The sequence below is a fragment of the Pseudomonas sp. B1(2018) genome, assembly GCF_003097365.1.
Taxonomy (GTDB): domain Bacteria; phylum Pseudomonadota; class Gammaproteobacteria; order Pseudomonadales; family Pseudomonadaceae; genus Aquipseudomonas; species Aquipseudomonas laurylsulfatiphila.
Genome location: NZ_PYUK01000001.1, coordinates 487,427 through 512,940, shown reverse-complemented (window position 1 = coordinate 512,940; position 25,514 = coordinate 487,427). Strand labels below are relative to the sequence as shown.

The following is a 25,514-nucleotide window of genomic DNA, read 5'->3' as shown; positions in this document are numbered from 1 at the left end:
AGACATGACGATCCCTCTATACAGCGAGCTACAGGTGGGTGACGCACTCCCGCCGTTGCAGCTGCCACCGGTCAATCGCACCACGCTAGCGCTGTATGCCGGTGCGTCGGGCGATCACAACCAGGTGCATATCGACCTCGATTTCGCACGCCGCTCGCGCCAACCCGATGTGTTTGCCCACGGCATGCTGTCGGCCGCCTACCTTGGCCGGCTGCTGACCGGTTGGGTGCCGCAAGCGCAGATCCGCTTTTTGTCGATGCGTTTTGTCGGTATCACCCAGCTCGGCCATGTCCCGCACCTGACCGGGCGCATTGTCGAGAAATACGAAGCCGACGGCGAAAAACGCGTGCGCCTGCAGATCCAGTGCAACAACCAATACGGCGAACCTCGCCTGACCGGTGACGCCATCGTCGCCGTAGCTTGAACTCAATGACAAAAACATTGGCAGGAACCCAACAATGAAAAAGCTCGAAGGTAAAGTCGCCCTGGTCACCGGCTCCGGCCGTGGTATCGGTCGCAGCGTGGCGCTGAAACTGGCCAGCGAAGGTGCCCGCATCGTGGTCAACGATCTGGACGCCGCGCCGGCCGAGGAAGTGGTCGCAGAAATCCGCGCTGCTGGCGGTGACGCCGTTACCTGCGTGGGCAGCGTGACGGCCGTTGACTTCGCCGATCGCCTGGTCAAGACCGCGATGGACAGCTACGGCACCATCGACATCATCGTCAATAACGCCGGTTACACCTGGGACAGCGTGATCCAGAAGATGACCGACGAGCAGTGGTACGCGATCATCGACTGCCACATCACCGCGCCATTCCGCATCCTGCGCGCGGCTCAACCGATCATCAGCGCGGCGGCCAAACAAGAGGCTGCCGAAGGCCGTGTGGTCAATCGCAAGATCGTCAACATCTCCTCGGTATCGGCCAGTGGCAATCCCGGCCAGGTCAACTATTCCACGGCCAAGGCCGGTGTATTGGGCATGACCAAGGCGCTGTCCAAGGAGTGGGGACGCTACAAGGTCAACGTCAACGCGGTGGCTTTCGGTCACATCGAAACCCGTATGACCCTGCCGGTGGAAGGTGATCCGAAGTTCATCAATATCGAAGGGCGGGAAATCAAGGTCGGCATCAGTCAGGCCACCGTCGAAGCTTCGAAATCCATGATTCCGCTGGGCCGTCCCGGCAACCCGGACGAAGCGGCCAACGCCGTGTATCTGTTCTGCATCCCGGAATCGGACTACCTCTCGGGCCAGGTACTGGTCTGCGGTGGCGGCCTGGGTACGGTTTGATCAGAAAGCAACGGCGGCCGTGTTGCACGGTCGCCTTTCCCGACTCTGGCGCGAGGCTGTTCGATGACCGACGACGAAGCAACCACTCCCGTGCGGCAACTGCTGCATACCCGCACCGTCACCTGCACCGGGTATTTACGCAGCGACGGCCTGTTCGACATTGAAGGACGTTTGCTGGACATCAAGGGCAGAGAAACCGAAATGCCCTTTGGCACCATTGAGGCCGGCGGGGCGCTGCATCAGATGGTCATCGTGATGACCGTGGACGCCAACCTCGTGATCCAGCACGTGGAAGCGCGCTCTGAAATCACGCCCGCACCCATGTGCAAGCAGATCAGCCACGCCTACGCGGCTTTGAAGGGCTTGAAAATCGGTGCCGGGTTCAAACAACGGGTGGCTGAACGCGTCGGCGGCGAGCGCGGCTGTACGCATCTGACCGAATTGCTTGGCCCCATGGCCACCACCCTGATCCAGACCACCGCACCGTTGTTGCGTGAGCAGCTGCGCCTGCGCGAGACCCGCGAACCTGGCTTCAAACGCCCGAAGCACTGGGTCATCGGCACCTGCCACACCTATCGCACCGATGGCGAAGCCGTGCGCACGCTGTGGCCGGACCATTACGAGCCCGGTACATCCGAAAAAGATTGACCCTGGCCATGTCGTGACATTGAAAACCTGTGCTGATCCCAACGAATAACAACAATGGAGATGCAACATGAAGTGCACTAAAACATGGCTGCCTGCTTTGCTATTTGCCACGTCGATGTGGTGCTGGGGGTCCACTGCGCTGGCCGCCGATAAACCGAACATCCTGGTGATCTTCGGCGACGACATCGGCTACTCCAATCTCAGTGCCTACAACCAGGGCATGATGGGCTACGAGACGCCGAACATCGATCGCATCGCCAACGAGGGCGTGCTGTTCACCCATGCCTACGGCGAACAATCCTGCACCGCCGGGCGCTCGGCGTTTCTGCTCGGCGAGCATCCGTTCCGCACCGGCCTGTTGACCGTCGGCATGCCCGGCTCCGAGCACGGCATCCCGGACTGGGCGCCAACGATCGGCAACGTCATGAAGCAGCAGGGCTACACCACCGGGCAGTTCGGCAAAAACCATATGGGTGATCGCGACAAACACCTGCCGACCCAACACGGTTTCGATGAGTTCTTTGGCAATCTGTACCACATGAATGCCGAGGAAGAGCCCGAGACCTATTACTATCCGAAAGACCCTGAATTCCGCAAAAAGTACGGCCCGCGTGGGGTGGTCCACTCCTATGCCGACGGCAAGATCGAGGACACCGGCCCGTTGACCCGCAAGCGTATGGAAACCATCGACGAGGAATTCGTCCAGGCCACCGGGAACTTCATCGACAAGGCGCACCAGGCCGATAAACCGTTCTTCGTCTGGTTCAACAGCACGCGCATGCATGTCTGGACCCACCTGAACGAGGAAGCCGATGGAAAGACCGGCATCGGCCTGTACCCGGACGGCATGGTCGAACACGACGGGCAGGTCGGTCAGTTGCTGAAGAAGCTCGACGACCTGGGCATCGCCGACAACACCATCATCATCTACACCACCGACAACGGCGCACAGAAGGTCAGCTGGCCGGATGGCGGCACCTCGCCGTTCAATGGCGAGAAGGGCACCACCAACGAAGGCGGGCACCGCGTGCCGCTGTTGGTGAAATGGCCCGGTGTGATCAAGCCGGGCAGTCACTCCAACGCCCTGATCGCCCATAACGACTGGATGCCGACCCTGGCCGCGGCGGCCGGCCTGCCCAAGCTGCGCGAGGACCTTGCCAAGGGCACGACCCTGGACGGCAAACCCTACAAGGTGCATCTGGACGGCTACAACTTCCTGCCTTTCTTCAAGGGTGAGGCCAAGGAGAGCCCGCGCGAGGAGTACTTCTACTTCGGCATGGGCGGCGAATTGAACGCGGTACGCTGGCGTGACTGGAAGGTGACCTTTGCCAGCATGACCGGCTCCTTCGGCTCTGCAACCCGGACGGTCACCAATGTGCCGGTGGTTACCAATCTGAAGGCTGACCCTTTCGAGACAGCTCGCCGGGACTCGGCAATGTCTGCGCGTTGGGCTGGCGACCAGATGTGGTTGTTCGTGCCGATCCAGGACAAAATCCAGGCGTTCATGGCCACCCTTGCGCAGTACCCGTTCCAGGAAGGCGTGAGCCTCAACGCCGCCAATATCAGCTATCAGAGCCTGGCGGTGAAACAGGCGATGATGAAGCTGCAGAAACTGACACCACCGGCCAACTGACAACAGCCAATCGTCCCCCTCTCCCTGAGGGGGACAGTACCCCCTCGGCATTTCCTATCGTGGACAAGCCTGGCCGGCAATGTTCGGCTCTTGTCCCTGAGGAAAAGCCATGATCCCCCGTATTTTGTTCGAGCATGAACACGAAGAGTTCCGTAACACCGTTCGCCGTTTCCTGAGCGAAGAGTGCAGCCCGTTTCACGAGCAATGGGAAGAAAACCGCTGCGTACCGCGCGAAATCTGGCGACGTGCCGGTGAACTCGGCATGCTCAACGCAACGACCCCTGAAGCGTATGGCGGACTGGGTCTGGATCGTCGCTTCTCGATGATCGCCTCCGAAGAAATCGCCTTCGCCAATACCACGGGCCTGAACGGTTTTTCGGTGCATGACATCTGCGCCGGTTACTTCATCAACTTCGGCACTGAAGCCCAGAAGCAGCAGTGGCTGCCGAAAATGGCCAGCGGCGAAGCCATTGCCGCCGTGGCCATGACCGAACCGAACACCGGCTCCGACCTGCAAGCAGTCAAGGCCCGCGCGGTGCTCGATGGCGATGACTACATCATCAACGGGTCCAAGACCTTCATCTCCAACGGCACCAACTGCGACATCATCGTCCTGGTGGCCAGGACCGGCAATACCGGCAAGGGCTCGCAGGATATTTCGCTGATATTGGTCGAGGCTGACCGGCCGGGGGTGAGCAAATCCACGCCGCTGAAAAAAGTCGGACTGCATGCGCAGGACACCACCATGCTGTTCTTCGAGGATGTGCGCGTACCCAAAGCGAACGTGCTCGGCGATGTACCGGGGCAGGGCTTCATTCAGTTGATGAGGGAACTGGCCTGGGAGCGCTTGTCGATTGCCGTCAGCAGCATTTCCGGTGCCCAGGCCGTGCTCGATCACACCATCGACTACACCCGTGGCCGCACCGTGTTCGGCAAGCCGATCATCGATTTCCAGAACTCGCGCTTCAAACTCGCCGACCTGAAAGCCGAGATCACTGTCGGCCAGACCTACGTCGATCGCTGCATGGAACTGTGCCTGGCGCACAAGCTGACCAGCGAAGCCGCGGCAGCCGCCAAGCTGTATTGCTCGGAACTGTATTCGAAGGTGGTCGATCAGTGCCTGCAACTGCACGGCGGCAACGGCTACATGCTCGAGTACCCGGTAGCGCGGCATTACCTGGATAGCCGCGTGACGCGCATTTATGGCGGGGCCAACGACATCATGCGCGAGCTCGTGGCGCGCACGCTCTGAGACTGACAGCGGTTGCGCAGCGCCAGGCCGCCGCGCAACCGCCAAACGATGAATGGACAGGGTAAGTGCAATGAATGATTTGAACGAAGCGAACCGGGCGCATTACGGCGTAGAGCAGGGTTGGTGGTTCGCCAAGGAACTGGAGACGCGCTGGAGCGACCTGGATCCTTACGGCCATGCCAACAATGGTGCGTACCTCACCTGGTGCGAAGAGGCACGGGTCGGCTATCTGACCGAAATCGGTGTGCCACGCCTCACTGCGGATACACCGGGGCCGGTGATCAAGGACGTTGGCTTTACCTACGACCGGCCGGTGTTCCAGGGTGAAAAAATCCTCGTGTGCGCGCGGATTGCCTGGATCAGGAAAACCAGTTTTCGCATGGAGTTTTCGGTGTGGAACGGCTCACTGGTCGGTCACGGCTATTCGGTCTGCGTCTGGCTGGTGAACCAGACCGGAGAGCGCGTCACCGTACCCGATCATCTGCGCAGCAGGATGGTCGAGGTTGATGGCTGTGAGCTGCTGTCGGCGACATCGGCGTAACAGGCATCTCCATTCGCCTTCGAGCCGGACGGACCTGCCTCTTTTTTCATTGAACGACAGGAAGAGCTCAACGATGAAAATTTCATGTTCCTCCCTCTCACCCCTCGTCCTTGCGCTGATGCTGACACCGGCACTGGCTAAAGATGAAAAAACGATCCCCCCTGTAGGCGACTGGCAAGAACAGTACGCTTACTCGGTCGGCGTGCAGGCGTATATCTACGCCTTCCCCATCCTGCAATTGGCGACGTTGCGGCACAAATGGGCCACTGATGCGGCGTCCTTCCCGTATGCGGCCCCCAACCATTTTTACCACTTCAGGGACATCGTCGATGCCGACTACAAGGATGGCGGCTCGCCCAACAACGATACGCTGTACTCATGGGGCTTCTTCGACCTGAGCAAGGAGCCGGTAGTCCTGGCGCATCCTGACATGGGCGAGCGCTATTTCGTGTTCCAGCTGGCGGACATGTACGCCGACAACTTTGGCTATGTCGGCAAACGAACGACGGGATCGAAGGCGGGCGCGTTCCTCATCGTCGGCCCCGACTGGCAGGGGGAAACTCCGGCCAATGTGCAAGGTGTGATTCGAGCCCGCACGCCCCACGCGTTGGTGTTCGGACGCACCTTTGTCGAGGACCGCAATGACGTTGCGGCCGTCAACAAATTGCAGGACCAGTACCAGGTCGTGCCCCTGAGTTTGTGGGACAAGCCCGGCGCGACACTGCCTGAAAATCGCGATGTACAGGTGCCCGTCGACAGCCAGCGCGACCGACTGGCGGACTGGAAGACGATCAACCAGGCCATGGCGCAGAACCCGCCTGCGGCCAAGGACAAGCAACTGCTCGAGCTGTTTGCGACGGTGGGTATCGGCCCCGGCCTGAATGGCCAACTCGAGCTGCTTGATGAAGCGAGCAAGCGCGGACTGGCTCGTGCTGCGCAGGGTGGTCGCCCCATGGTGGGTGGGATGTCTGCGGCAGGCGTGGCCAACAAACCCGTCAACGGCTGGCATTTCTCGCGCAAGAACGGTGGACGCGCCGGCCTCGAAGATGACTTCCGTGGCCGGGCAATCTGTGCCGCCGGGGGCATCATCTGTAATGAACCGCAGGAGGCGACTTACATTGTGGCGTATGCCGATGTCGATGGTCAGCCGCTTGACGGCAACAAGCGCTACACCTTGCATTTCGCCAAGGGCCAACTGCCGCCGGTCAAGGAATTCTGGTCACTGACCCTGTATGGCCCGGATAAAAACCTGGTCGACAACCCGATCAATCGCTATGCGATTCGGGATCGCACGCCAGGGGTCAAGCAGAATGCCGATGGTTCGATGAGTCTCTATCTGCAGAATGATTCGCCGGGCAAGGACAAGGAATCCAACTGGCTGCCTTCTCCCAGGCAGGGGCGTTTTTACCTGGCGCTCCGGGCCTACGTACCGGACGACGCGGTGCTGAACCAGACCTGGCAGCCACCGACAGTCAAGCAGATGGATTGACTGCCCCACGAATGTCCTCGCTCGGCGGTATCCCGCCACGCGTCACTTTGCCCTATAGAACAACAACCACAAAGGAGTGATTTATGCCGCGTTTCCCGCTGTCTCCACTGTTCATCGGCCTGCTCGCCGCCAGCGTCGCGCTGCCTGTGCTGGCCGACGAGTCACTGTTCATGGGTGCTCCGGTTCAAGTGGGGCACACCGCCAGCGGTGCACTGATCAACCAGGCGGTCATCGACAATGCCAGGCTCGTCAGGCATCAGAACAGTGAACCCTACAAACTCACCGAGGGGGTGTGGATTCTCCCTGGCCTGATGCTCAACTGCGCAGTGATCGAAGGCCCCGACGGGTTGATCGTCTGGGACACCGGCGAAGGCCTGGCCGATGGCAAGCGCTACCGGGAGGAGATCCGCAAGTTCAGCGACAAGCCGATCAAGGCCATCATCTACAGCCACTCCCATTACACCAAGGGTGCCCGCACACTGGTCGAAGGCGAGAAGGATGTGCTGACCATCGGCCATCCCAAGCTCAATGAGAACATGCAGATCAGCGGCCTGGGGTCGTACTACTCGGAGGTCGAACCGCTGCAGCGTGCCCGCGCGTACCAGCACGCACAGATTGCCTTGCCGGAGCAAGGGCCGGATGGCAAGGCCGGTTTCGCGGTGTCGATGGGTGAAAGCGGCTTTATTCCGGTGAACACACCCGTGCAGCATGGCCAGGAAATGGTGGTCGCAGGGGTGCGCCTTAAATTCCTCACCCGTGGTGGCTCCGACACTGACGATACCATTGCCGTCTGGCTGCCGGACCGCAAGGTCGCGCTGAACAACCTGGTGTGGCCGTGGATGCCCAACTTCTACACCCCGCGCGGTGCCAAGTACCGCGAGCCGCGCGACTGGACCCTGGGCCTGCAGGACCTGATCGATCTTCAGCCCGAGTACTTGATCAATCAACATTCCCTGCCGGTTTCCGGCAAGGAAAACGTGCTGCAAACCCTGGGCAACTACCGGGATTTCATCAACCTGGTGCTCGACCAGACCCTGCGTGGGATTCTCCAGGGCAAGGGACCGGAAGACCTGCGCGATTTCATCCGGCTGCCCCGGCACCTGGCAGAAGACCCCTGGATGTTCGAGTCCTACGGTCAACTGGATTGGTACGCACCCGCCATCATGGAGCATGCACTGGGTTGGTGGGACGGCGATGCTGCAAGCCTGGTGAAGCTGCCGCCGCAGGCCAGTGCAGAGCGGCTGGTGCCGTTGCTGGGCGGGCGCGACAAGGTGCTCGCCGAGGTGCGCAAGGCGCAAGCGAAGGGCGAACTGGCGTGGGCCTTGGAACTACTGGGGTATCAGTTCCGCCTGACACCAGACGATGCGGAAGTCAAACAACTCAAGGCTGACCTGCTGCGACGCAGCGCCAATGTGGCCACCGCGAGCATCACCCGCGCGTTCATGCTGAACCAGGCACTGGCGTTGGAAGGCAAGATCAAGCTGCCCCGGGTGATACCGCCCAATGCGGCACAGATTACTGCCAATCCGCCGCGCTTCGTCGACGAGTTGCGGGTGCGTGTCGATCCGGTCAAGGCTCAGGACACCGATGCGGTGATGCGCTTCGATTTTGTCGACGGCACTCAATCCTCGGTGGCGCTGCACGTGCGCCGAGGCGTGGCGCAGTTCGTTGCGGCGCCGGCGACTTACTCGCAGAAGGCTGATTACGTGCTGCGCCTCGATGCAGCGACGTTCGCCGCGCTGTTCCTGAACAAGCAGGGGCTGTCCGAGTTGCAGGGGAGCGGCAAGGTCGAGTTGACCGGAGACGAGAAGGGCGCCTCGGCGTTTCTCGCGTTGTTCGATCCGTACAAGGTCTAGTCGCGAATGCTGCTGCGCAAGTGGCAGACAAAACAAAGCAGGATCAAAAGATCGCAGCCTTCGGCAGCTCCTACAGGGAAACGCATTCCAATGTAGGAGCTGCCGAAGGCGGCGATTTTTTGATCCTGGCTGCTGTCCAGCCACCTCGACTCGGCAAATATCCCCAATCCCTGTGGGAGCTGGCTTGCCAGCGATGGCGGCCTGACAGCCGACCAATACCGTCACAGCCAAATCAACACCAGGATCAAAAGATCACAGCCTTCGGCAGCTCCTACAGGTGTACGCGTTTCCATGTAGGAGCTGCCGTGGCTGCGATCTTTTGATCTTATCGTCAGGCCCACGGAGAAGGACCGGCACAAGAGCATGCCGGTCCACAATCAGCCTGGAGCCCAAGTGAACAGTTGCGGGTTCACCTGCAACCCGTCAATCAACGCAACCCATCAGTACGCAAGGCCGCCGGCGTGTAGTCAAACACCTTCGCCGTCAGCCCATACTGCGTATTGCGCGCCTCTTCGTTGCGCAAGCCCAGGACCAGATAGCGTCCGGAAATCACGTCGTACAGCGTTTCAGCGGCAGCGTACGTAGTCTGCTGGTCGTAGCGAAACAGCGGATGACCTTCAGCGACACGCCACAGTTGGCCACGGCCGTCATAGTGATCGACCTCGACGATTTGCCAGGTGTCCTCGTCGATATACATATGGCGCTTGGAGTAGATATGCCGTGCATCCGACTTGAGTGTCGCCACGACTTCCCAGACGCGGTGCAACTCGTAACGCGTGTGGTCCGGATTGATGTGGCCGGCCTTGACGATGTCATCGTATTTCAGCGCAGGGGATTCCAGTTTGTAGCTGTTGTACGGGATGTAGATTTCCTTTTTGCCCACCAGCTTCCAGTCATAACGGTCCGGAGCACCGTTGAACATGTCCAGGTTATCGGCGGTGCGCAGACCGTCGGAGGCTGAGCCCGGGCCGTCATAGGCCAGTTGAGGCGCGCGGCGTACCCGGCGTTGCCCGGCACTGTAAACCCAGGCCAGACGAGGTTCCTTCACCTGGTCGAGCGTCTCGTGGACCAGCGCCACGGTGCCGGCCAGTCGCGCCGGCGCGGTGACTTGCTGCTTGTAGAAGTACAGGAGGTTGTCGGCGCGCTCGGCCGGCAGATCCTGGACGCTCTCCGGATAGATGGTTTCTTCATCGAAACGCACCAGGGTGTAGTCACCGTCTACCTGTGGAGTGGCCTGGACATAGCTGCGGCGTGCACTGCCACCCAGGTAGCGGGTGATGTGGTTCCACACCACTTCTTCACCGTTCTTCGGAATCGGATAGGCGAAGTAACCATGGAAGTTCGCCACGCCGTCACCCTTGTTGGTCGGCTCAACTTTCAACGCATTCTGCTTGGCCTCATCGGCGATGGCCTGTGGTACCGACGCCGTACGATGCGTCGGGTAGACCGGGATCTTGTAGGTCTGCGGATAACGCTTGAACAGCGCCATCTGGCCGTCGGTCAACTTGGCCTGGTACTGAGCGGCATTGGCGGCGGTGATCACGAACAGCGGTTTTTCCGCGGCGAACGGGTCGGATACAAAGCCGTTGGCAGACACCTGGCCCGCCGTCTTCGGCAAGCCGCCGGTCCATGCCGGAATGCTGCCGTCGGCATTGCCCGATTTCTCGGCGCCGAGCGGGGTGAGTTCGGTACCGAGTTTGTTGGCCTCACCAGCGGGTACAGCCGCCATGACATGGCAAGCCAACAGGCTGAGTGCCAGGATGCAACCTTTCTGAATTGTCTTGTTCATTATCTAGCCTTAAAAGTTAACGCCGAAGCTCAGCGCCACGAAATCGCGGTCGACCGAAGTGTTGAAATCACCGCCGAAGTTGTTGGTGTAACTGAGGCTGGCGGTGTAGGTGTTGCGGTAATCGGCATCGAGGCCCAGGCCGACAGACTTGGAACCCTCGGTAAACACCGGGCTGTAACCGGAAACGTCATGGGACCAGAACAGGTTCGGGGTCAGGTTCACGCCGGCAAAAACGTTGGTGTAGGCCAGCTTGGCGTAGGCGCGGTAGCCCCAGGACGAGGTGGTGTAGTAACCGTTGCGTCCGCCCTGGTTGATGTCCCCGTAGACTGAGTCCCGGCCGTAACGCTGCTTGTTGAGCGACTCGAGGCCACCGATGTGGGTAACGCCGATTTCGCTAGCGACGCTCAGGTAGTCAGCACCCAGCATCGGGTCAAAGATATGCACGAAAGAGGTTTGCGCCTGGGTGACTTCCTTGCGGCGATAACCCTGGATGACCTGGCCTTCTTCGCCGTCGACGGTCGATTCGGCGTTCGAACCGGTCAGCGCGCGGAAGGCCGGGTTCAACAAACCACCACCGAGGTCAGCACTGTTGATCGTTATCGGGGCATTGGGCCGGTAGCTGATCTCGCCACTCCAGGCCGTGCCATCGGGCAGCGTGGTCGCGAAGCTCAGGCCGTAGAGGTGGATGTCTTCCGGGTAATCCAGGGAGTAGCTGCCATTGCCGGCCGCGGTCGCCAGGCCCAGGGCGAATTGTTCGTCCGGGCCCAGGCCACTGGCAGGCAACACGTTGTTGATGAAGTTGGTCACGCCACTCGCCGGGCGCAGGGCCAGGGTCGGGGTGCGCGAGTGGTAGTTCATGTAGTAGGCACCGTATTCAGTGCCGTCACCCAGCCAGTGCAACGCTAGGCCGAACTGACCACCGTCGCGGGCCTCGTGGTCTTTGCCGCGCGGGACGAATACACCCTCACGGCCATTGAAGCCAAAGCCCAGCCCTGCGGCGGCGGCGATGGGTTCGAGCGGCTTGACTTCAGCCAGACCGGCGGTGAAGTTGTTGTTGCAACCCTTGGCGATCGGATCGGCGCCGAAGAAAGTGCCGCAGTTGTCAAGGGCGTAGGGTTGCCATTCGAGCTGGTAGAAGGCCTCGAGATTCAAGTTGTCGGTCAGACCTTGCGACACGTAGAGCATGTTGACCGGAATCAGACCTTCCTTGATCTCCGCACCCGGGCGGCGCAGGGCCGCGACATCGAGCGGGTTGATCGAGTTGATCGAGTTGCCGATGAACAGGCTTTCACCCCAGCTCACGACTTGTTTGCCCAGGCGAACATCCCCGGAGCGATCGGCAATGGAGTATTTCTGCGCCACGAAGGCGTCGAGTATTTCTGTGCCGGAAGACCGCGCGGACATGTCGCGGCCGTCGTCACTGATTGGCTTGAACGGACGGTTCTCGTCCTTGAGCTCGAAGTCGTACCAGTATTTGCCCCGCACAAAGGCGCGGGTGTCTCCGTAGGTCAACTGAAGGTCATGCACGCCCTTGAAGATCTTCGAGAAGGTCTCGCCTTTTTTGAAGTTCTGTCGGCCGTCGTCGCCGCCGGAGGAGAAGCCGCTGCCGCCATTGGTGGTGTCGATCAGCTTCTGGCTCGGCGCCTGGGTGCCCCAACTGGCACCGATCGACAGTGCTGAGTCGAACTGACCCTGGATCTCGCCGATGTTGAAATCGACCGCGAGCGCCTGACCCATGGTCGCGGCCGAAACCCCGGCCGCCAACAGGCAGCGATTGAATGTTTTGCTGTGCACTGGGTGTTCCTTATTGTTGTTGTCTTGTGTTGTTGAGCAGAGGGCAGTGGCTGCGCGTCAGCTCTTGGTCTGCAGGAAACACAGCACTGCCTGGCGTTCCTCGGCCTTGCGCAGGCCGCCAAAGGCCATGGCGGTTTCGGGGAATTTCTTTGCCGGGGCTGTCAGGAATTGGTCGAGTTGCTCGACGTTCCACGTTGACTTTGCAACGGCCAGGCCTGCCGTGTAGGTGAAGCCCGGCACCGAGCCGATCGGGCGACCGACGACCCCGGCCAATTTGGGCCCCACCCGACTTTCGTCGAGCGCATGGCAAGCGCTGCACTTGGTCTGGAACACTTGTTGGCCAGCACTGGCGTCGCACTCCGCGGCCTGGCTGATGCCATGTGCCATTGCGAAACCGCTGGAAAGGATGGCCAATGCCAATCCGCGAATGGTTGTCTGCATCGTGTATCCCACTGCTAACCGGGTCTTACCGCCGTTGTGGAGTAAGTGCGGATAAGGTGGCAGTTGAAGGGGGCGGATGAATCGCTGGATGGCGACAGGGTTTCTAGCTTTCGGCGCCAATCATCAAAATCAAAAGATCGCAGCCTTCGGCAGCTCCTACAGGTGTACGCGATCCTCTGTAGGAGCTGCCGAAGGCTGCGATCTTTTGATGTTTATTTCGGTGGGCTGTACGGATCCGGTGTCCCGGCCTCAATCGGTGGATACTGTTTGAGGCTCGCCTTCAAATCCCCGACGATTTTCATCATTGGCCTCACGATCCAGGTGTTCTGCGCAAGGACATCATGCTCCTCGCGCAGGTCGGTCAGCAGGTTGATGCCTTTCGCCACGGGCAACACCTGCGGTGGGTCGTACATGTTCTCCTGCCAGATGAAGTGCAATTTCCAGTTGCGCCATTTGACAGCCGTCAACCGGTCGGCCACATAGGCCGGGAAACCTTCGCGGCTGGATTTTTCCTGTTTGCCGGTGAAGAAGTCCAACTGATCCACCCCGTCAATCGGCCGATCCTGCGGCACTTGTGCGCCCCCCACATGGGCGAGGGTGGTGTACAGGTCGACAATGTGCACGACGTCATTGGTGACGCGGCCACCGCTGATTTTCCCCGGCCAGCGCAGGATGAACGGCGCGCGCAGGCTTGCTTCCATGGCGGTGAAGTAGCTGCCGCGCCAAGGGCCGTTGGCGCCTTGCCAGGGGTAGGTCGCCTCACCTCCGTTATCGCTGGCGAAAACCACCAGGGTATTGTCTTCAATGCCCGCCGCCTTGATCGCATCGAGAATCTGCCCGCTGCGATGATCCATCTCGGCCAGCGCATCGGCCCACGAACCATTCCCGGTCTTGCCGGCGAATTCCGGGTTGGGAAGGGTGGGCATGTGCACCAGGGAGAACGGTACATAGGCAAAGAAGGGTTTCCCCGCCTTGGCATTACGCTGGATGAAGTCCACCGCGCGGGTGGCGACTTGCGCGTCGAGCGTGCGCCGGGTCGCCAAGTCCAGCCTGGCCACCTTGCGGGCCGGCTCGCCCTTGCGTGCTTCATAGATGTATTGCGCAGGTGCCAGTGACTCGTCCCAGCCCTGATTGCGCCCAATGGCCGGCTGTTCGTTGTCGGTGTCATCGGCGGCCGACCACATCGCTTCGTCATAGGTGCGCGGTATCCCGTACCACTCATCAAAACCCTGGTGAGTGGGAAAACGGTCCTCGTTGCTGCCCAGGTGCCATTTGCCCCAGATTCCGGTGGCGTAGCCGCGATCAGACAGTAACTCGGCAAGGGTGACTTCCCATTGCGTCAAACCATCCGGCGCACCGCCGCCGACCACTTTGTAGGTACCGGAGCGAATGGGAAAGCGCCCGGTCATCAGCGCCGAGCGCGAAGGCGTGCACTGCGGTTCGACGTTGAAATTGGTGAAGCGCACGCCTTCGGCAGCCAGTTCATCGATACGCGGTGTTGGCGCACCACGCAGGATGCCGCCGCCGTATACGCCGAGTTCGCTGTAGCCCAGGTTGTCCATCAGTATGACGACGATGTTGGGACTGGCCGGCTGTGCGAAGGCCGGCGTAGGGACGTTCAGTAGCGCTGCCGTGAGCGCAACAATGGACGCTATGGAGTTCATCGACATTCCTTCGGGATCGGATTTTCTCGCTGCCGATGCGTCACCCGAATCGCCTTGCCTTGCCTGCAAGACGATTCGTCCAACGCTCGGCACTGAGGATGTGATGCGTCAGCCCAGCAACGTCTGCGTGCGCTTGGCGGCCTTGCCACCGGCGCTGATCGCGCCGTCGATGAAGCCGCGCCAGCCTTCGCCATGGTCGCCCTGACCGAAGATGACCCGACCGCGATCCTGCTGGAAATGGTCGTAGTATTTGCCCAGCCAGTTGGGTCTGTAGCTGCAGTAGGTGCCGCGCGAATAAGGGTCGAGCGTCCACTCGTAGCTGTAGCATTCCGTCACTTCGATGCCCGGGAAGAAGCTTTCGAAGACCTGCTGCACGGCGTCGCGGTCCTGGACGTCGAGCTTGTCCGGGTCGCTGCCGAAGCAGGCGAAAAGGGTGTGGTCATCGGCCTTGGCATAGGTGGTCACCAGGCTGAGCGGCTGGTGCGAGTCGGCGATGCCCGTGTATTTGCCTTCTACAGGCAGCTTGCCCTTGGTCCGCACGAACACCTTCATCCCGCTGCCGGTATGGGTTTCCTTGGCGGCTGCTACCAGAGCCGGGTCCAGGGCAGGGGAGAACGCGATGCGCGGCAGCACGTTCATCGGCACCGCGACGATCACGGCGCCGGCCACGATGGTGTCGCCCTGTTGGGTGGTAATCAGCACCCGATCGCCCTTGTCTTCAACTTTGGCCACTGGAGTCGACAGGCGCACTTCGGGTTTACCGTCCGCGATCATTGCGTTGATCAGACTGATGGTGCCGTTCTTGAAGGTGTAGCGGCCAAGGGAATCGCTGAACTGCGACAGCTCCCAGCCCGGCAGAGACCACCAACGCAGCACGTCGGCATAGGACGCTTTGTCGCTCGTGGTGTGCGAAATGCCGGCGATGTAGGCGTCCACCACGGTGCGTTGCAGCGGCGTGAGCGAGAGCTGCGCATAACGGTCGGTCGCGCTCATCGCGTCCACGGCGCTGAGCTGATTCCAGGTGTACTTGGCGTCGTAGGGGCGCTCCCACAGCTTGCGAGCCTCGGCGAAGTAGGCATAGATCCCTTCGACGGCGCTCATCAACTCTTTGCCCGCGAGTTCGATGCGTTTGCCCTCGTGGATCACCGACAAGGTGTCCTTGCCTGGTACGTGGTGCTCGGGGGTTTCCTTGAGTTGCAGGCCGTAACGCTCGACTTCACCCCAGACAAAGGGTTGTGTCCAGTGGATCCAGGTGCCGCCCAGTTCGATCTTGTGGCCGGCGAATTCGCTGCTGAACGTACGGCCACCGAGGCGATTGCGCGCCTCCAGCAGCAGCGTCTTGTAGCCGTGCTTGCTGCTGTCGCGGGCAGCGGTCACCCCGGCGAAACCACCGCCAATGACCACCACGTCGTAATCGCAGCCAGCGCTCTTGCAACCCTGGTTGTTTTCTTGTGCCTGCACGCCATCGATGTGCGCCGCCCCCACAGCCACCGCCGCGCCAGCTGCACTGACGACCCCGGCATCGCGCAAAAACCTGCGCCGACTGACGCCACACTGGGTGTTCACTTCACGCTCCGTCATAGCCCAACCTCTTTATTGTTGTCATCGCCCTCGGGCGTTTAGCGCACAACGGTGACAGAGAGGCCCCGCCAAGAATCGCCTAACGGCGCCAGGCAATCTGACATCTGACGCCAGCCACAACGCACCGGGATATTTGCGTCTTCGCTAGTCCCCTGTAGGAGCGAGCCTGCTCGCGATGAACCCCGGAACACCGCGGTTATCCAGCAAGCGTGCGTTAACGTCAGCGACCATCGCGAGCAAGCTCGCTCCTACAGAACGATGACACCCCGAGGGGCGAGGGACGCCCCCCTTTTATTAGGGGTAGAGAGGTGGCGATGTTTGGAGTGTAATGGCTCGTGTTTCAAGGCGATCCGAGCAAGAGGCCCATCATGTCTCATGGCAACTACACGGTGTTCAGCGAGACGCTGCTGCAACGGCATAGCGAGATCTTCACGCCCTACCTGGAGTCCGTTGGCTTGAGTCAGGATGTCGTCGATCGCGCAGACAGCGAGGTACCACTGAGCAGTTACGTTCAGCTTCTGGAGACGACTGCCGAACATGTCGACCCCTGCCTGGGGTTGCGCATGGGCCTGGGGCAGCTGAGTCCGCCGACTTCGGGAAGCTATCTGGGCGCCTTCGGACACGCTGCACGCAGTGCCAGGGATGTCCGCGCCATGCTCAACTTCATCAGCCGCTACCTGGTGGTACATGCCCACGCCAATGAGCTGACCTGGTACTTGCGCGGTGGACGTGTGGAAGTCCACTACCAGCTGACCGACCCGAGTATTACGCGGCGCCGACAGGATGCCGAGTTTGCGATGGCCGGGCTGTACGCCACACTGTGCAAAGTCACGAATAACAAGTTCGCCCCGCTGCGGGTCGATTTCGCCCATCCACAGCCCGCCGACATCAGCCTCCACCAGCAGGCGTTCCAATGTCCATTGCGGTTCGGCCAATCCATCAATGTGATGATCTGGCCAAGCGCAATGCTCGAAGAGCCTTTGGTCACGGCCGATGAGCGCCTCTTCCAGGCGTTACAGCCGTTTCTGGAAGAACAGCGCAAGAAGCGCCTGGCGGATACCGAACTGACGTCACGCATCAGTCAGACCATTGCCGGCAATCTGCGAGCAGGCCACGTCGGCCTCGACGCGATCGCCAAGCAACTGGGTTTCAGTGCGAGGACATTGCAACGCCGACTGCAAGAACAGGACCTGGAGTTCAACACGCTGGTCGAGGAAATCCGCATTGCCAAGGCGTTGGAATACATGGAGAACTCCGCCCGCAGCATCAACGACATCGCGCTGGGGCTGGGCTACACCGAGGCCAGTTCGTTTACCCGGGCTTTCCGTCGCTGGACCGGGCTCAGTCCGCGCGAGTTTCGTCAGCATATTCGCTAAAACAACGAACAGCCCCTAAACGACAATGCCCGTATCCTGCGATATGGGCATTGTCGTTGTGGCGTTGCCTCAGAGCCAGTCGCGCAGCACCTGTTCAGTGTGCTCGCCACGTACAGGCAGCGGGCCCGGCCTGCCAGCCGGCGTACCACTGAAGCGAGGTGCCGGGTTGGCCTGGAGCATGCCATTTTCGCGGTCGAATACCTTGCGAGCCTGAAGGTGAGGGTGGTCCGCTGCCTCATCCAGGTTCAGTACCGGGGCGAAGCAGGCGTCAGTCCCCTCGAGGATTTCACACCATTGCTCGCGGGTACGCCGGGCGAAAATCGAAGCGAATTTCTCCCGCAGCTGCGGCCAGGTTTTCGGGTTGTAGCCGTTGGCGGTTTCCGGGTCGTCGCCCAGGCCAAGCTTCTCCCGCAGCAGAGCATAGAAACGCGGTTCCAAAGACCCCACGGACACATACTTACCGTCGGCGCAAAGGTAAGTGTTGTACCAGTGCGGGCCATCGAGCCCGCTTTGCCCGCGCTCGTTGGGCAATTGACCACCGGCCTTGGCGCTCAGCAGCAAATTCTGCATGTGGGCGCAGCCATCGACGATCGCGGCATCGATGACCTGGCCCTTGCCGGTAGTGCGAGCGTTCATGACGCCGGCGAGCAAACCGATGGCCAGGTAGAGCGCACCACCGCCAACGTCACCCACCAGACTTGGCGGTGCAATCGGTGCCTGCCCGGGCTGGCCGGCATACCACAGCGCACCGGCCAGCGCGATGTAGTTCATGTCATGCCCGGCGGCATGGGCCAGCGGACCATCCTGACCCCAACCGGTCATGCGGCCGTAGACCAGACGCGGATTGCGCGCCAGGCAAACATCCGGTCCGAGGCCCAGGCGTTCCATCACGCCGGGACGCATGCCTTCGATCAGGGCGTCACAGCTTTCTACCAGGCTCAGTACGGTCTGGATGCCTTCCGGGCTTTTGAGATCAACCCCGACGGAGCGTTTGCCGCGCTTATAGATAGCACCTGCGCCCATGTCGATTTCGTCAGCAGTCTGTGCGCCACGCTCCACCAGCACCACATCAGCGCCAAGATCGGCAAGCAGCATTCCACAAAAGGGTCCAGGCCCAAGCCCCGCGATTTCAAGAACCTTAAGGCCCGACAGCGGCCCTTGTTTCGTCTGCATAGCGCTCTCCATTGAAAGTTCAGTACAGATCGATGATAGCGTTCGGACAAAACGCCCAACCCCACTCATTGGGGGTGGGTGGCAGTTCACGGCACTGGTTCAAGCTGCAGGTGATAACACGTCCATGGCCAGTCTGAAGAGGTAAGCATCGTGAACCGCAGCATTTCCACCTTGATCGGTAGAAACACCAAACTTGACGGTGGCATTGTCTTTGGCAATACGCCGCGTCTGCGCTGGGCAAACTGGATCAAGCCCGATCAGGACAACCTGGTGGACCTCGCCACGCGCGGCCTGCTGGTGCAGCAGGCCGGCAAAAATATCCTGATAGTCGCCGGAGCCGAGGCGCTTCTGGCTCCACCACCACGAACCTGCCGTTGTCAGCCGCGTGCTCCGGGGTTGCTGGACACCCTGGCCAAACTCGGGCTTGGCGAAGGTGATATCGATGCGGTCGTACTGCCTCATCTGCATGCGCAGCTATCAACTGAACTGGCTGGCCTGGTCAGGGAAGGGGAGATGCCGCGCCTGCTGTTTCCAAATGCGCACTACATCGTGGGTGAACGCCATTGGCAGCGTGCCCGGCACCCGCATCCGCGTGACAGAGGCCAGTTCGTCTCGCCGATCATTCACCGCCTCGAGGACAGTGGCCGCCTGGTGCTGGTCAATGGCGGCCGCTGTGACCAGCTCGGCGATGGCTGGCAGTTCCATGTCTGTGATGGCTATACACCGGGACATCTGGTGCCTGAAATCGCTATGCCGGGCGGTCCGGTGGTGTATGCCGGCGACCTGATCCCGGGCATCCATTGGCTTGACCTGGATATCACCAGCGCCTACGACCGCAATCCAGAGTGCGTAGTCGGCGAGAAGGAGCGCCTGCTCGACCACCTGGTGGCCAGCGGCGGCCGGTTGTTTTTTTCCCGGGATCCTGAGATCGCCATGATCAAGGTCACGCGCGATCGGCAGGCACGTTACACGCCCTTCGACCAGCACGCTTCGTTCAGCCGATTCGAGGCCTGAGCGAGGCTGCAAAAAAAACGCCGCTTATCTCACGATGGCGGCGTTTTTTTCTTATTGCAGTGCAGTATCAGGCCTGAACGACCAAGCGGCCAGCCAGCCCTGTCTGGCAAATAAAAAGTAGGGGCAGACCATTTAGCCGAGGAGGGTGACCGCCCGCACCGCCAAAATGGAACCTGCACCTACGAAAACTGTAAGTCGCTGACAATCAACAGGCTGGTACCGAACTTGATATATCGACGCTTTTGTTTCGACTTGATGTAAGCACCAAGCCGGACAGTTCCCAATTGTTGGCCATCACAGCGATGGAAACACCACCTTTTAGGGGGGGGTAGCGCTTGAAGAACACCACTCAGCTAGCAGTAGGGTGCTCGTTTCTGCGTTGGTAAAGTATATAACTCAACTAAATGGTTGTTTAGTTTAGTTATATGGATTACTTATATAAACGAACAGGGCAAAGGAACGTTTCTAACCGAAAACAGCCAACCAGATCGTATGCCCACCACAAGCCGGATCTTCCGTTGTTTGCTCAACGACGCTAAAACTATGGGCATTGAGCAGTGCAACATATTCATCGTGGTCCAGGCTGGCATGATAAAGCGTTTCACCCTCGAAGCTGCCCAACGCAATGCCATGGGCCGTTCCGCTGGTAAACATCAGAGCGGCACCAGGTTGGGCATGGGCCTGGAAAATCGGGAACATTCGACGCTGATCCTCAGGCGTCAGGTGAAAGAAACTGTCCCACGCCAGAATGCCAGCGAAACGCTGTTCAAGCGCCAATTGGCGCATGTCGGCCACATGCCAATCGTGCTGCGCAAAACGTTGCCGACACAAGGCGATCATCGCCATGGACGAATCAATGCCAGACACAGCGTGTCCCGCGCCGATCAAGTAACCAGCCATGGGTTCGGCACAGCCACAGCCGATGCCGAGGACATGACCAGCCGCAACCGGCATGGCCTGGCGAAAACGATCCAGCCAGGATTGTTCGACCAGACGCCGCGAGCGAACGCGATCCGCCGTCGTACCATGGGCAGCTCGACAGAATGGAGGTTGATATGGGACGCCTTGGTTGAGGCTGAAGGTATCGCGTCGGGAGAGACTGGAAGTTCATTCGCATGGATCAACACCCAATACGGAGAACCTGACCCCAATGCAGAACTGCACGGAGCTGCAATCAAGGATGCGCCTCGTGCAGAGATGGTGCTGCACTTAACGAATAGTCGAGATCGGTCTTCGGGAAGCTGAACGGTTGTCACGGTAGCCTTTACAAATATTGTCACTGACCGCTTTTCGCCTTTTTCTCACGACTGCGAAAATGACTCGACGCTACCCCTCATCCCGCCACGCTGGAGCTGGCCGGCAAATCGGTGAATATCGCGTTGGGCTTACTGGAAAGAATGGCGCATGATGGCGTAGGCGTAACAACAGGAGGCACGTAATGGTCAAGGTAGCGTTGTTCGTTCGTCTGGAAGCCAAATCCGGGAAAGAGAAAGAGGTAGAGAGCTTTCTCTTGGGTGGCCTTCCAATAGTGGAGGATGAGCCGGCCACTACGGCTTGGTTCGCCATCCGCTTGGGGCCGTCCACCTTTGGCATCTTTGACGCTTTCCCGGATGAAGCAGGCCGGCAGGCTCATCTTTCGGGCAAGGTCGCAGCGGCGCTTATGGCCAAGGCTGCCGAGCTGTTTGCCACACCGCCATCAATTGAGAAGGTTGACGTCCTTGCGGCCAAGCTACCCGGCTAAGCAAGTCCAACAAGGCGCTCCAACCAATTTCCCTGCCGCCACTTTGCAGCATCAGGGGCGCGGCTGAGTTTGGACGTTTAGCGATGCCAACTGGGATAAAGCCGTGGAGGGGGCTGGCGATCCTGCTGACGCCTGTATCCACACCAGTGTGCAAGCCGAATTGCCCGATGCCCTTTGGTTGGATATGGAGCCGAACGCTGCACCGAAACCCATCAAAGCGCTGACCCCGATATCGCCGGGCGATCACAGCCAGATGTTCAGCAGTTGGCTGTGGCAGGGCACCGGCAGCCTAAATGTTAAACAGTTGCGTTTTATATATGAAGTGAGCCGTCACATTTTTTTGTACACAGTCTTGAACGACTGCTTTTGGCTAGCGGCCGTTCAGATGGAAGCCCCAACCATCTACGTATAGGCTGTGCGCTTCTGAAATGGATTTCCAGGTGAGGGCAAGTGGCTTATGGAAAGTTCCGAAATTCACGAACGGTTGAACAACCGTCGATTCATCGTCGCCAACAACACCCAAGGGCTATCGGGTAACGGAACGGTATTTCATTATCTCGTCGACGGCGGGGCCATCACCGGCACTTACCACGGCGGCCGGATCCGCATGGGCAGTCAAGTGGGGCGGGTGACGGGCAGCAACACTATCGAGCTTCTTTATCACTGCCTTACCACTGAGGACGAGATCCTTGCTGGCTGGTCGCGCGGCGAGATTGGCCAAGACCATCATGGGCGCACGACGCTTCACTTTGTTTGGGGATGGCTATCCGGTGCGACGGGGGGGGGGCGAGTCTAGTTACGTCGAGCTTGTCGACTAGCTAGCCTATTGCAGAAGCAGCGATTCGCGAACGTCCGCGAAGAGTTGAAAGCAGATATGTCGTCAATTGAGGCAGGTCCATACAAGCTCGAAAGGCCGCAACTGCGGCCGCAAACTCCATTAAACGCTTTACTGGAACCGTTCCGGCTCTATCGGGCTCCGAGCCTGACTTCGGCTTTCAACATCTTCCAGCAACGAATCCACCAGCGCCTGGCAGATCTGCAGCAAATGTTCGGTCGCTGGATTGACAGCGACAGGCGAAAGGTTCCCGGGGCAGAGCAGGGGATTCAACGCGGGCGGCGAACTTTAAACACTGAACTCCGGCAACATGAGCGTTCGACCCACCCGGATCATCAGCACGTTGCCATCACGCACAGCAGGACGGGAACCCATGCCAAACCCTTCATTCGGTGAATCCTCCTGCACCACTGCGGCCAGCGGCCTGGTGGAAGTGCGCGGCGCGCGGGAAAACAATCTCAAAGACGTCGATGTCGCCATTCCACGCAATGCGCTCGTGGTGTTTTCCGGTGTGTCGGGTTCCGGCAAGTCCTCGCTTGCCTTCGGCACGATCTATGCCGAGGCGCAGCGGCGCTACTTCGAGTCGGTTGCCCCCTATGCGCGGCGATTGATCGACCAGGCGGGCGTTCCGGATGTCGATGCGATCGACGGCCTGCCGCCAGCGGTCGCATTGCAGCAACAGCGCGGGGCGAGCAATGCGCGCTCTTCCGTAGGCAGTGTGACCACGCTGTCCAGTTTCATACGCATGATGTACTCGCGTGCCGGCGCGTATCCCGCCCATCAACCGATGTTGTATGCGGAGGACTTTTCGCCAAACACGCCGCAAGGGGCCTGTCCGGCGTGTCATGGCCTGGGCCACGTGTACGAGGTGACGGAGGCGAGCATGGTACCCGATCCGTCGCTGAGCATACGTGATCGGGCCATCGCCGCCTGGCCACCGGCCTGGCATGGTCAGAACCTGCGCGACATCCTGGTCACCATGGGCTACGACGTCGACCGCCCCTGGAAGGATCTGTCCAGAAAAGACCGTGACTGGATCCTGTTCACCGAGGAGACGCCCACGGTACCGGTCTATGCGGGCTTCACACCTGGCCAAACCCGTGACGCACTCAAGCGCAAGCTTGATCCCAGCTACATGGGGACCTTCACCGGCGCGCGACGCTATGTGCTGCACACCTTTGCCAATACCCAGAGCGCATTGATGAGAAAGCGCGTGTCGCGCTACATGGAAGGCAAGCCATGTCCGACCTGCCACGGCAAGCGGCTCAAGGCCGAGGCGCTGTCGGTCACCTTTGCCGGGTTGGACATTGGCGAGTTCATGCAAATGCCGCTGGACCACCTGGCTGCACTGCTTGAGCCCATAGCCCAGGGCGATTTTCGCGCGCACGCCGCCGGGGAGGGCTCCGACCTGTCCGCGACCCGTCGTGATCGATCCGAACGTGCCGCGCACGGTCGTGCGGTGCATGCCGCATCGCCTGACGTGCGCCGGACCTCGGCGCTCTCGGAGGAGAAGCGCCTTGCCGCACAGCGCCTGGTCGGGGGTGTGATGGCGCGACTGCGCCAGCTGCGCGGATTGGGCCTGGGTTACCTCACCCTGGATCGGGCCACCCCGACGCTATCGGCTGGCGAGCTGCAACGCTTGCGCTTGGCCACGCAACTGAGCTCCATGCTGTTTGGCGTGGTGTATGTGCTCGACGAACCCTCAGCAGGCCTGCACCCCTCAGACAGCCAGTCGCTGTACGACGCGCTGGACAAGCTGCGCGATGCCGGCAATTCGGTGTTCGTGGTGGAACACGACCTCGACTTGATGCGCCGCGCGCAATGGCTGGTGGATGTGGGGCCGGATGCGGGAGAGCGGGGCGGCCATGTGCTTTACAGCGGTGTGCCGCAAGGGCTGCGTAAGATTGCCGAGTCGCGCACCGCACGTTATCTGTTCGATGAAATCCCTGCGCCGGCTAGCCGTGGGCGCGAACCCGCCGGCTGGCTGGAGTTGCGAGGTATTCGGCGGCACAACCTGCACGGCGTGGATGCCAACATCCCGCTCGGCGTGCTGACGGCGGTGACCGGCATCTCGGGTTCGGGAAAGTCCAGCCTGGCCGCTCAGGCCTTGCCGGAACTGTTGCTGTTGCACCTGGGGCACGAGCCCGAGGACGATGCGGCTGAAAACGCCGGCAGCGAAGGGCCGGCGATGATCGAAGTCACCGGTGGCCACCTCGCAGGCGATGTGGAGGTGGTCCAGCGCCTGGTCCAGGTCGACCAGAAGCCGATTGGCCGTACGCCACGTTCCAACCTGGCCACCTACACCGGTCTGTTCGATCACGTGCGAAAACTGTTTGCCGCTACGCCGGACGCGCGCCGTCGTCGCTTCGACGCCGGGCGATTTTCCTTCAACGTGTCGAAGGGGCGCTGCGAGACGTGCGAAGGTGAGGGTTTCGTCAGCGTTGAGCTGCTGTTCATGCCCAGCGTCTACGCACCCTGTCCCACGTGCCATGGCGCGCGCTATAACGAGGCCACGCTCGCCGTGCGCTGGAATGGAAGCAACATCGCCGATGTGCTGAACATGACGGTGGAAGAAGCCCAGGACTTCTTTGCGAGCCAGGACGCCATCGCGCGGCCGTTGCAGCTACTGCGGGACATCGGGCTGGGTTATCTGCGCCTTGGGCAGCCCGCCACGGAGTTGTCGGGGGGCGAAGCGCAACGCATCAAGCTCGCCACGGAGCTTCAGCGAAGCCAGCGAGGTCGCAGCCTGTATGTGCTCGACGAGCCGACTACCGGCCTGCACGCGTCGGATGTCGACCGCTTGCTGGTACAACTGCAGCGCCTGATCGATGCTGGCAATACCGTGGTGATGATCGAGCACGACATGCGCGCGGTGGCCCAGGCCGACTGGGTGATCGACGTTGGGCCTGGCGCGGGAGAGGCGGGCGGCCGGATAGTAGCGGTCGGCACGCCCCGGCAGGTAGCGGTCGCGCCAACAAGCCAGACAGCTCCTTTCATGGCTGAGGCGCTCAGGCGCGCGCCACAGTCAGTCGACTGATCGCACAAGGGCGACCTTGTTCTGGTCACGATCGCAAGGTTGGTACGCGTGCTCCGCCTGAGTCGAAAATGGCACTTCACAGCCGGCCGCTACCGACCGATTTTGTTGAAAAAGTCGGTTAAAGATTTCAATCTCACATCTGCTGACGTGCCGATAAATTTCAAATTTCATGTAGACGCACGCACTTCAATTTTGGCGAAGCGTTTTTACACACTCTGGGCCGATTGCTGCCGATCAATCCGAGCCGGAGTTGACCTGAAACAAGCGCTCTGCGAGCGCTACAAAACTTTAAGTGATTCAGTATTGAAGAATCTGACCGAGGACGGCAGTAGGGGGACTGTGGCGACGTACGCTGGAAAAGACA

19 protein-coding genes and 2 pseudogenes are annotated in these 25,514 nt (G+C 60.4%); 14 read left to right on the top strand and 7 right to left on the bottom strand.

Going from position 1 to position 25,514, the window contains the following annotated elements:
• Positions 1 to 4 precede the first annotated feature (4 nt).
• From C9422_RS02215 to C9422_RS02180, 8 genes are all read left to right on the top strand, one after another.
• Positions 5 to 424 (top strand): MaoC family dehydratase, encoded by a 420-nt coding sequence (locus tag C9422_RS02215; protein WP_116579542.1) that lies wholly within the window; start codon positions 5 to 7, stop codon positions 422 to 424.
• Positions 425 to 458: 34 nt separating this feature from the next.
• Positions 459 to 1,286, top strand: a complete 828-nt coding sequence (locus C9422_RS02210) for an SDR family NAD(P)-dependent oxidoreductase (RefSeq protein WP_116579541.1) — start codon at positions 459 to 461, stop codon at positions 1,284 to 1,286.
• A 63-nt stretch (positions 1,287 to 1,349) separates the two neighbouring features.
• Positions 1,350 to 1,934: a DUF2889 domain-containing protein gene (locus C9422_RS02205; protein WP_116579540.1), complete on the top strand. Its 585-nt coding sequence runs from the start codon at positions 1,350 to 1,352 to the stop codon at positions 1,932 to 1,934.
• Positions 1,935 to 2,001: 67 nt separating this feature from the next.
• Positions 2,002 to 3,567 carry an arylsulfatase gene (locus tag C9422_RS02200; RefSeq protein ID WP_218279137.1) on the top strand — a complete coding sequence of 522 codons (1,566 nt, stop codon included), beginning with the start codon at positions 2,002 to 2,004 and terminating at the stop codon, positions 3,565 to 3,567.
• A gap of 109 nt (positions 3,568 to 3,676) precedes the next feature.
• Positions 3,677 to 4,819 (top strand): acyl-CoA dehydrogenase family protein, encoded by a 1,143-nt coding sequence (locus tag C9422_RS02195; RefSeq protein WP_116579539.1) that lies wholly within the window; start codon positions 3,677 to 3,679, stop codon positions 4,817 to 4,819.
• Between the two features lie 70 nt (positions 4,820 to 4,889).
• A complete protein-coding gene (locus C9422_RS02190) occupies positions 4,890 to 5,360 on the top strand; it encodes a thioesterase family protein (protein WP_116579538.1) in 471 nt (156 codons plus the stop codon).
• Between the two features lie 73 nt (positions 5,361 to 5,433).
• Entirely contained in the window at positions 5,434 to 6,849 is a 1,416-nt protein-coding gene (locus tag C9422_RS02185; RefSeq protein WP_116579537.1) for a DUF1254 domain-containing protein, read from the top strand.
• 83 nt (positions 6,850 to 6,932) lie between these two features.
• Entirely contained in the window at positions 6,933 to 8,705 is a 1,773-nt protein-coding gene (locus C9422_RS02180) for an alkyl sulfatase dimerization domain-containing protein (RefSeq protein ID WP_116579536.1), read from the top strand.
• A 427-nt stretch (positions 8,706 to 9,132) separates the two neighbouring features.
• Here the strand turns inward: C9422_RS02180 and C9422_RS02175 are convergent, their stop codons facing one another.
• The 5 genes from C9422_RS02175 to C9422_RS02155 form a co-directional block, all read right to left on the bottom strand.
• The gene (locus C9422_RS02175; protein WP_116579535.1) at positions 9,133 to 10,494 is read right to left on the bottom strand and encodes a DUF1329 domain-containing protein; all 1,362 of its coding nucleotides are present in this window, start codon (positions 10,492 to 10,494) and stop codon (positions 9,133 to 9,135) included.
• A 9-nt stretch (positions 10,495 to 10,503) separates the two neighbouring features.
• The gene (locus tag C9422_RS02170) at positions 10,504 to 12,288 is read right to left on the bottom strand and encodes a DUF1302 domain-containing protein (protein ID WP_116579534.1); all 1,785 of its coding nucleotides are present in this window, start codon (positions 12,286 to 12,288) and stop codon (positions 10,504 to 10,506) included.
• A 57-nt stretch (positions 12,289 to 12,345) separates the two neighbouring features.
• Positions 12,346 to 12,729: a c-type cytochrome gene (locus C9422_RS02165; RefSeq protein ID WP_116579533.1), complete on the bottom strand. Its 384-nt coding sequence runs from the start codon at positions 12,727 to 12,729 to the stop codon at positions 12,346 to 12,348.
• 212 nt (positions 12,730 to 12,941) lie between these two features.
• Positions 12,942 to 14,393, bottom strand: coding sequence for an arylsulfatase (locus tag C9422_RS02160; protein ID WP_116579532.1), 1,452 nt, complete (start codon positions 14,391 to 14,393; stop codon positions 12,942 to 12,944).
• Between the two features lie 108 nt (positions 14,394 to 14,501).
• On the bottom strand, positions 14,502 to 15,974 hold the full coding sequence (locus C9422_RS02155) for an NAD(P)/FAD-dependent oxidoreductase (protein ID WP_116579531.1): 1,473 nt from the start codon (positions 15,972 to 15,974) through the stop codon (positions 14,502 to 14,504).
• A 368-nt stretch (positions 15,975 to 16,342) separates the two neighbouring features.
• Between C9422_RS02155 and C9422_RS02150 the strand changes: the two genes are divergently transcribed.
• Entirely contained in the window at positions 16,343 to 17,350 is a 1,008-nt protein-coding gene (locus C9422_RS02150; RefSeq protein ID WP_116579530.1) for an AraC family transcriptional regulator, read from the top strand.
• 69 nt (positions 17,351 to 17,419) lie between these two features.
• Here C9422_RS02150 and C9422_RS02145 read toward each other — a convergent pair whose 3' ends face one another.
• Positions 17,420 to 18,523 (bottom strand): CaiB/BaiF CoA-transferase family protein, encoded by a 1,104-nt coding sequence (locus tag C9422_RS02145; protein ID WP_116579529.1) that lies wholly within the window; start codon positions 18,521 to 18,523, stop codon positions 17,420 to 17,422.
• Between the two features lie 150 nt (positions 18,524 to 18,673).
• On the opposite strand from C9422_RS02145, the gene C9422_RS02140 reads away from it, so the two are divergent.
• Positions 18,674 to 19,537 carry an MBL fold metallo-hydrolase gene (locus C9422_RS02140; protein WP_116579528.1) on the top strand — a complete coding sequence of 288 codons (864 nt, stop codon included), beginning with the start codon at positions 18,674 to 18,676 and terminating at the stop codon, positions 19,535 to 19,537.
• A gap of 465 nt (positions 19,538 to 20,002) precedes the next feature.
• Here C9422_RS02140 and C9422_RS32820 read toward each other — a convergent pair whose 3' ends face one another.
• Positions 20,003 to 20,437, bottom strand: a complete 435-nt coding sequence (locus C9422_RS32820; RefSeq protein ID WP_218279136.1) for a class I SAM-dependent methyltransferase — start codon at positions 20,435 to 20,437, stop codon at positions 20,003 to 20,005.
• Between the two features lie 165 nt (positions 20,438 to 20,602).
• Here C9422_RS32820 and C9422_RS02130 point away from each other — a divergent pair.
• The 4 genes and pseudogenes from C9422_RS02130 to C9422_RS02110 form a co-directional block, all read left to right on the top strand.
• A pseudogene (locus C9422_RS02130) lies at positions 20,603 to 20,743 on the top strand (FAD-binding oxidoreductase); the annotation flags it as partial.
• A gap of 232 nt (positions 20,744 to 20,975) precedes the next feature.
• Positions 20,976 to 21,278: a putative quinol monooxygenase gene (locus C9422_RS02125; RefSeq protein WP_095966138.1), complete on the top strand. Its 303-nt coding sequence runs from the start codon at positions 20,976 to 20,978 to the stop codon at positions 21,276 to 21,278.
• Positions 21,279 to 21,735: 457 nt separating this feature from the next.
• Positions 21,736 to 22,096, top strand: a pseudogene (locus C9422_RS02115) (hypothetical protein).
• A gap of 390 nt (positions 22,097 to 22,486) precedes the next feature.
• Positions 22,487 to 25,150 carry an excinuclease ABC subunit UvrA gene (locus C9422_RS02110; RefSeq protein WP_116579524.1) on the top strand — a complete coding sequence of 888 codons (2,664 nt, stop codon included), beginning with the start codon at positions 22,487 to 22,489 and terminating at the stop codon, positions 25,148 to 25,150.
• The last annotated feature ends 364 nt before the right edge of the window (positions 25,151 to 25,514 follow it).

Bases quoted from the DNA above. Each gene is read 5' to 3' on its own strand.
- C9422_RS02195 (WP_116579539.1), top strand. From the start codon at position 3,677: ATGATCCCCCGTATTTTGTTCGAGCATGAACACGAAGAGTTCCGTAAC.
- C9422_RS02110 (WP_116579524.1), top strand. From the start codon at position 22,487: ATGCCAAACCCTTCATTCGGTGAATCCTCCTGCACCACTGCGGCCAGC.
- C9422_RS02150 (WP_116579530.1), top strand. From the start codon at position 16,343: ATGTCTCATGGCAACTACACGGTGTTCAGCGAGACGCTGCTGCAACGG.
- C9422_RS02210 (WP_116579541.1), top strand. From the start codon at position 459: ATGAAAAAGCTCGAAGGTAAAGTCGCCCTGGTCACCGGCTCCGGCCGT.
- C9422_RS02205 (WP_116579540.1), top strand. From the start codon at position 1,350: ATGACCGACGACGAAGCAACCACTCCCGTGCGGCAACTGCTGCATACC.
- C9422_RS02190 (WP_116579538.1), top strand. From the start codon at position 4,890: ATGAATGATTTGAACGAAGCGAACCGGGCGCATTACGGCGTAGAGCAG.
- C9422_RS02165 (WP_116579533.1), bottom strand. From the start codon at position 12,729: ATGCAGACAACCATTCGCGGATTGGCATTGGCCATCCTTTCCAGCGGT.
- C9422_RS02175 (WP_116579535.1), bottom strand. From the start codon at position 10,494: ATGAACAAGACAATTCAGAAAGGTTGCATCCTGGCACTCAGCCTGTTG.
- C9422_RS02145 (WP_116579529.1), bottom strand. From the start codon at position 18,523: ATGCAGACGAAACAAGGGCCGCTGTCGGGCCTTAAGGTTCTTGAAATC.
- C9422_RS02155 (WP_116579531.1), bottom strand. From the start codon at position 15,974: ATGACGGAGCGTGAAGTGAACACCCAGTGTGGCGTCAGTCGGCGCAGG.
- C9422_RS02125 (WP_095966138.1), top strand. From the start codon at position 20,976: ATGGTCAAGGTAGCGTTGTTCGTTCGTCTGGAAGCCAAATCCGGGAAA.
- C9422_RS02160 (WP_116579532.1), bottom strand. From the start codon at position 14,393: ATGAACTCCATAGCGTCCATTGTTGCGCTCACGGCAGCGCTACTGAAC.
- C9422_RS32820 (WP_218279136.1), bottom strand. From the start codon at position 20,437: ATGGCTGGTTACTTGATCGGCGCGGGACACGCTGTGTCTGGCATTGAT.
- C9422_RS02185 (WP_116579537.1), top strand. From the start codon at position 5,434: ATGAAAATTTCATGTTCCTCCCTCTCACCCCTCGTCCTTGCGCTGATG.
- C9422_RS02180 (WP_116579536.1), top strand. From the start codon at position 6,933: ATGCCGCGTTTCCCGCTGTCTCCACTGTTCATCGGCCTGCTCGCCGCC.
- C9422_RS02215 (WP_116579542.1), top strand. From the start codon at position 5: ATGACGATCCCTCTATACAGCGAGCTACAGGTGGGTGACGCACTCCCG.
- C9422_RS02200 (WP_218279137.1), top strand. From the start codon at position 2,002: ATGAAGTGCACTAAAACATGGCTGCCTGCTTTGCTATTTGCCACGTCG.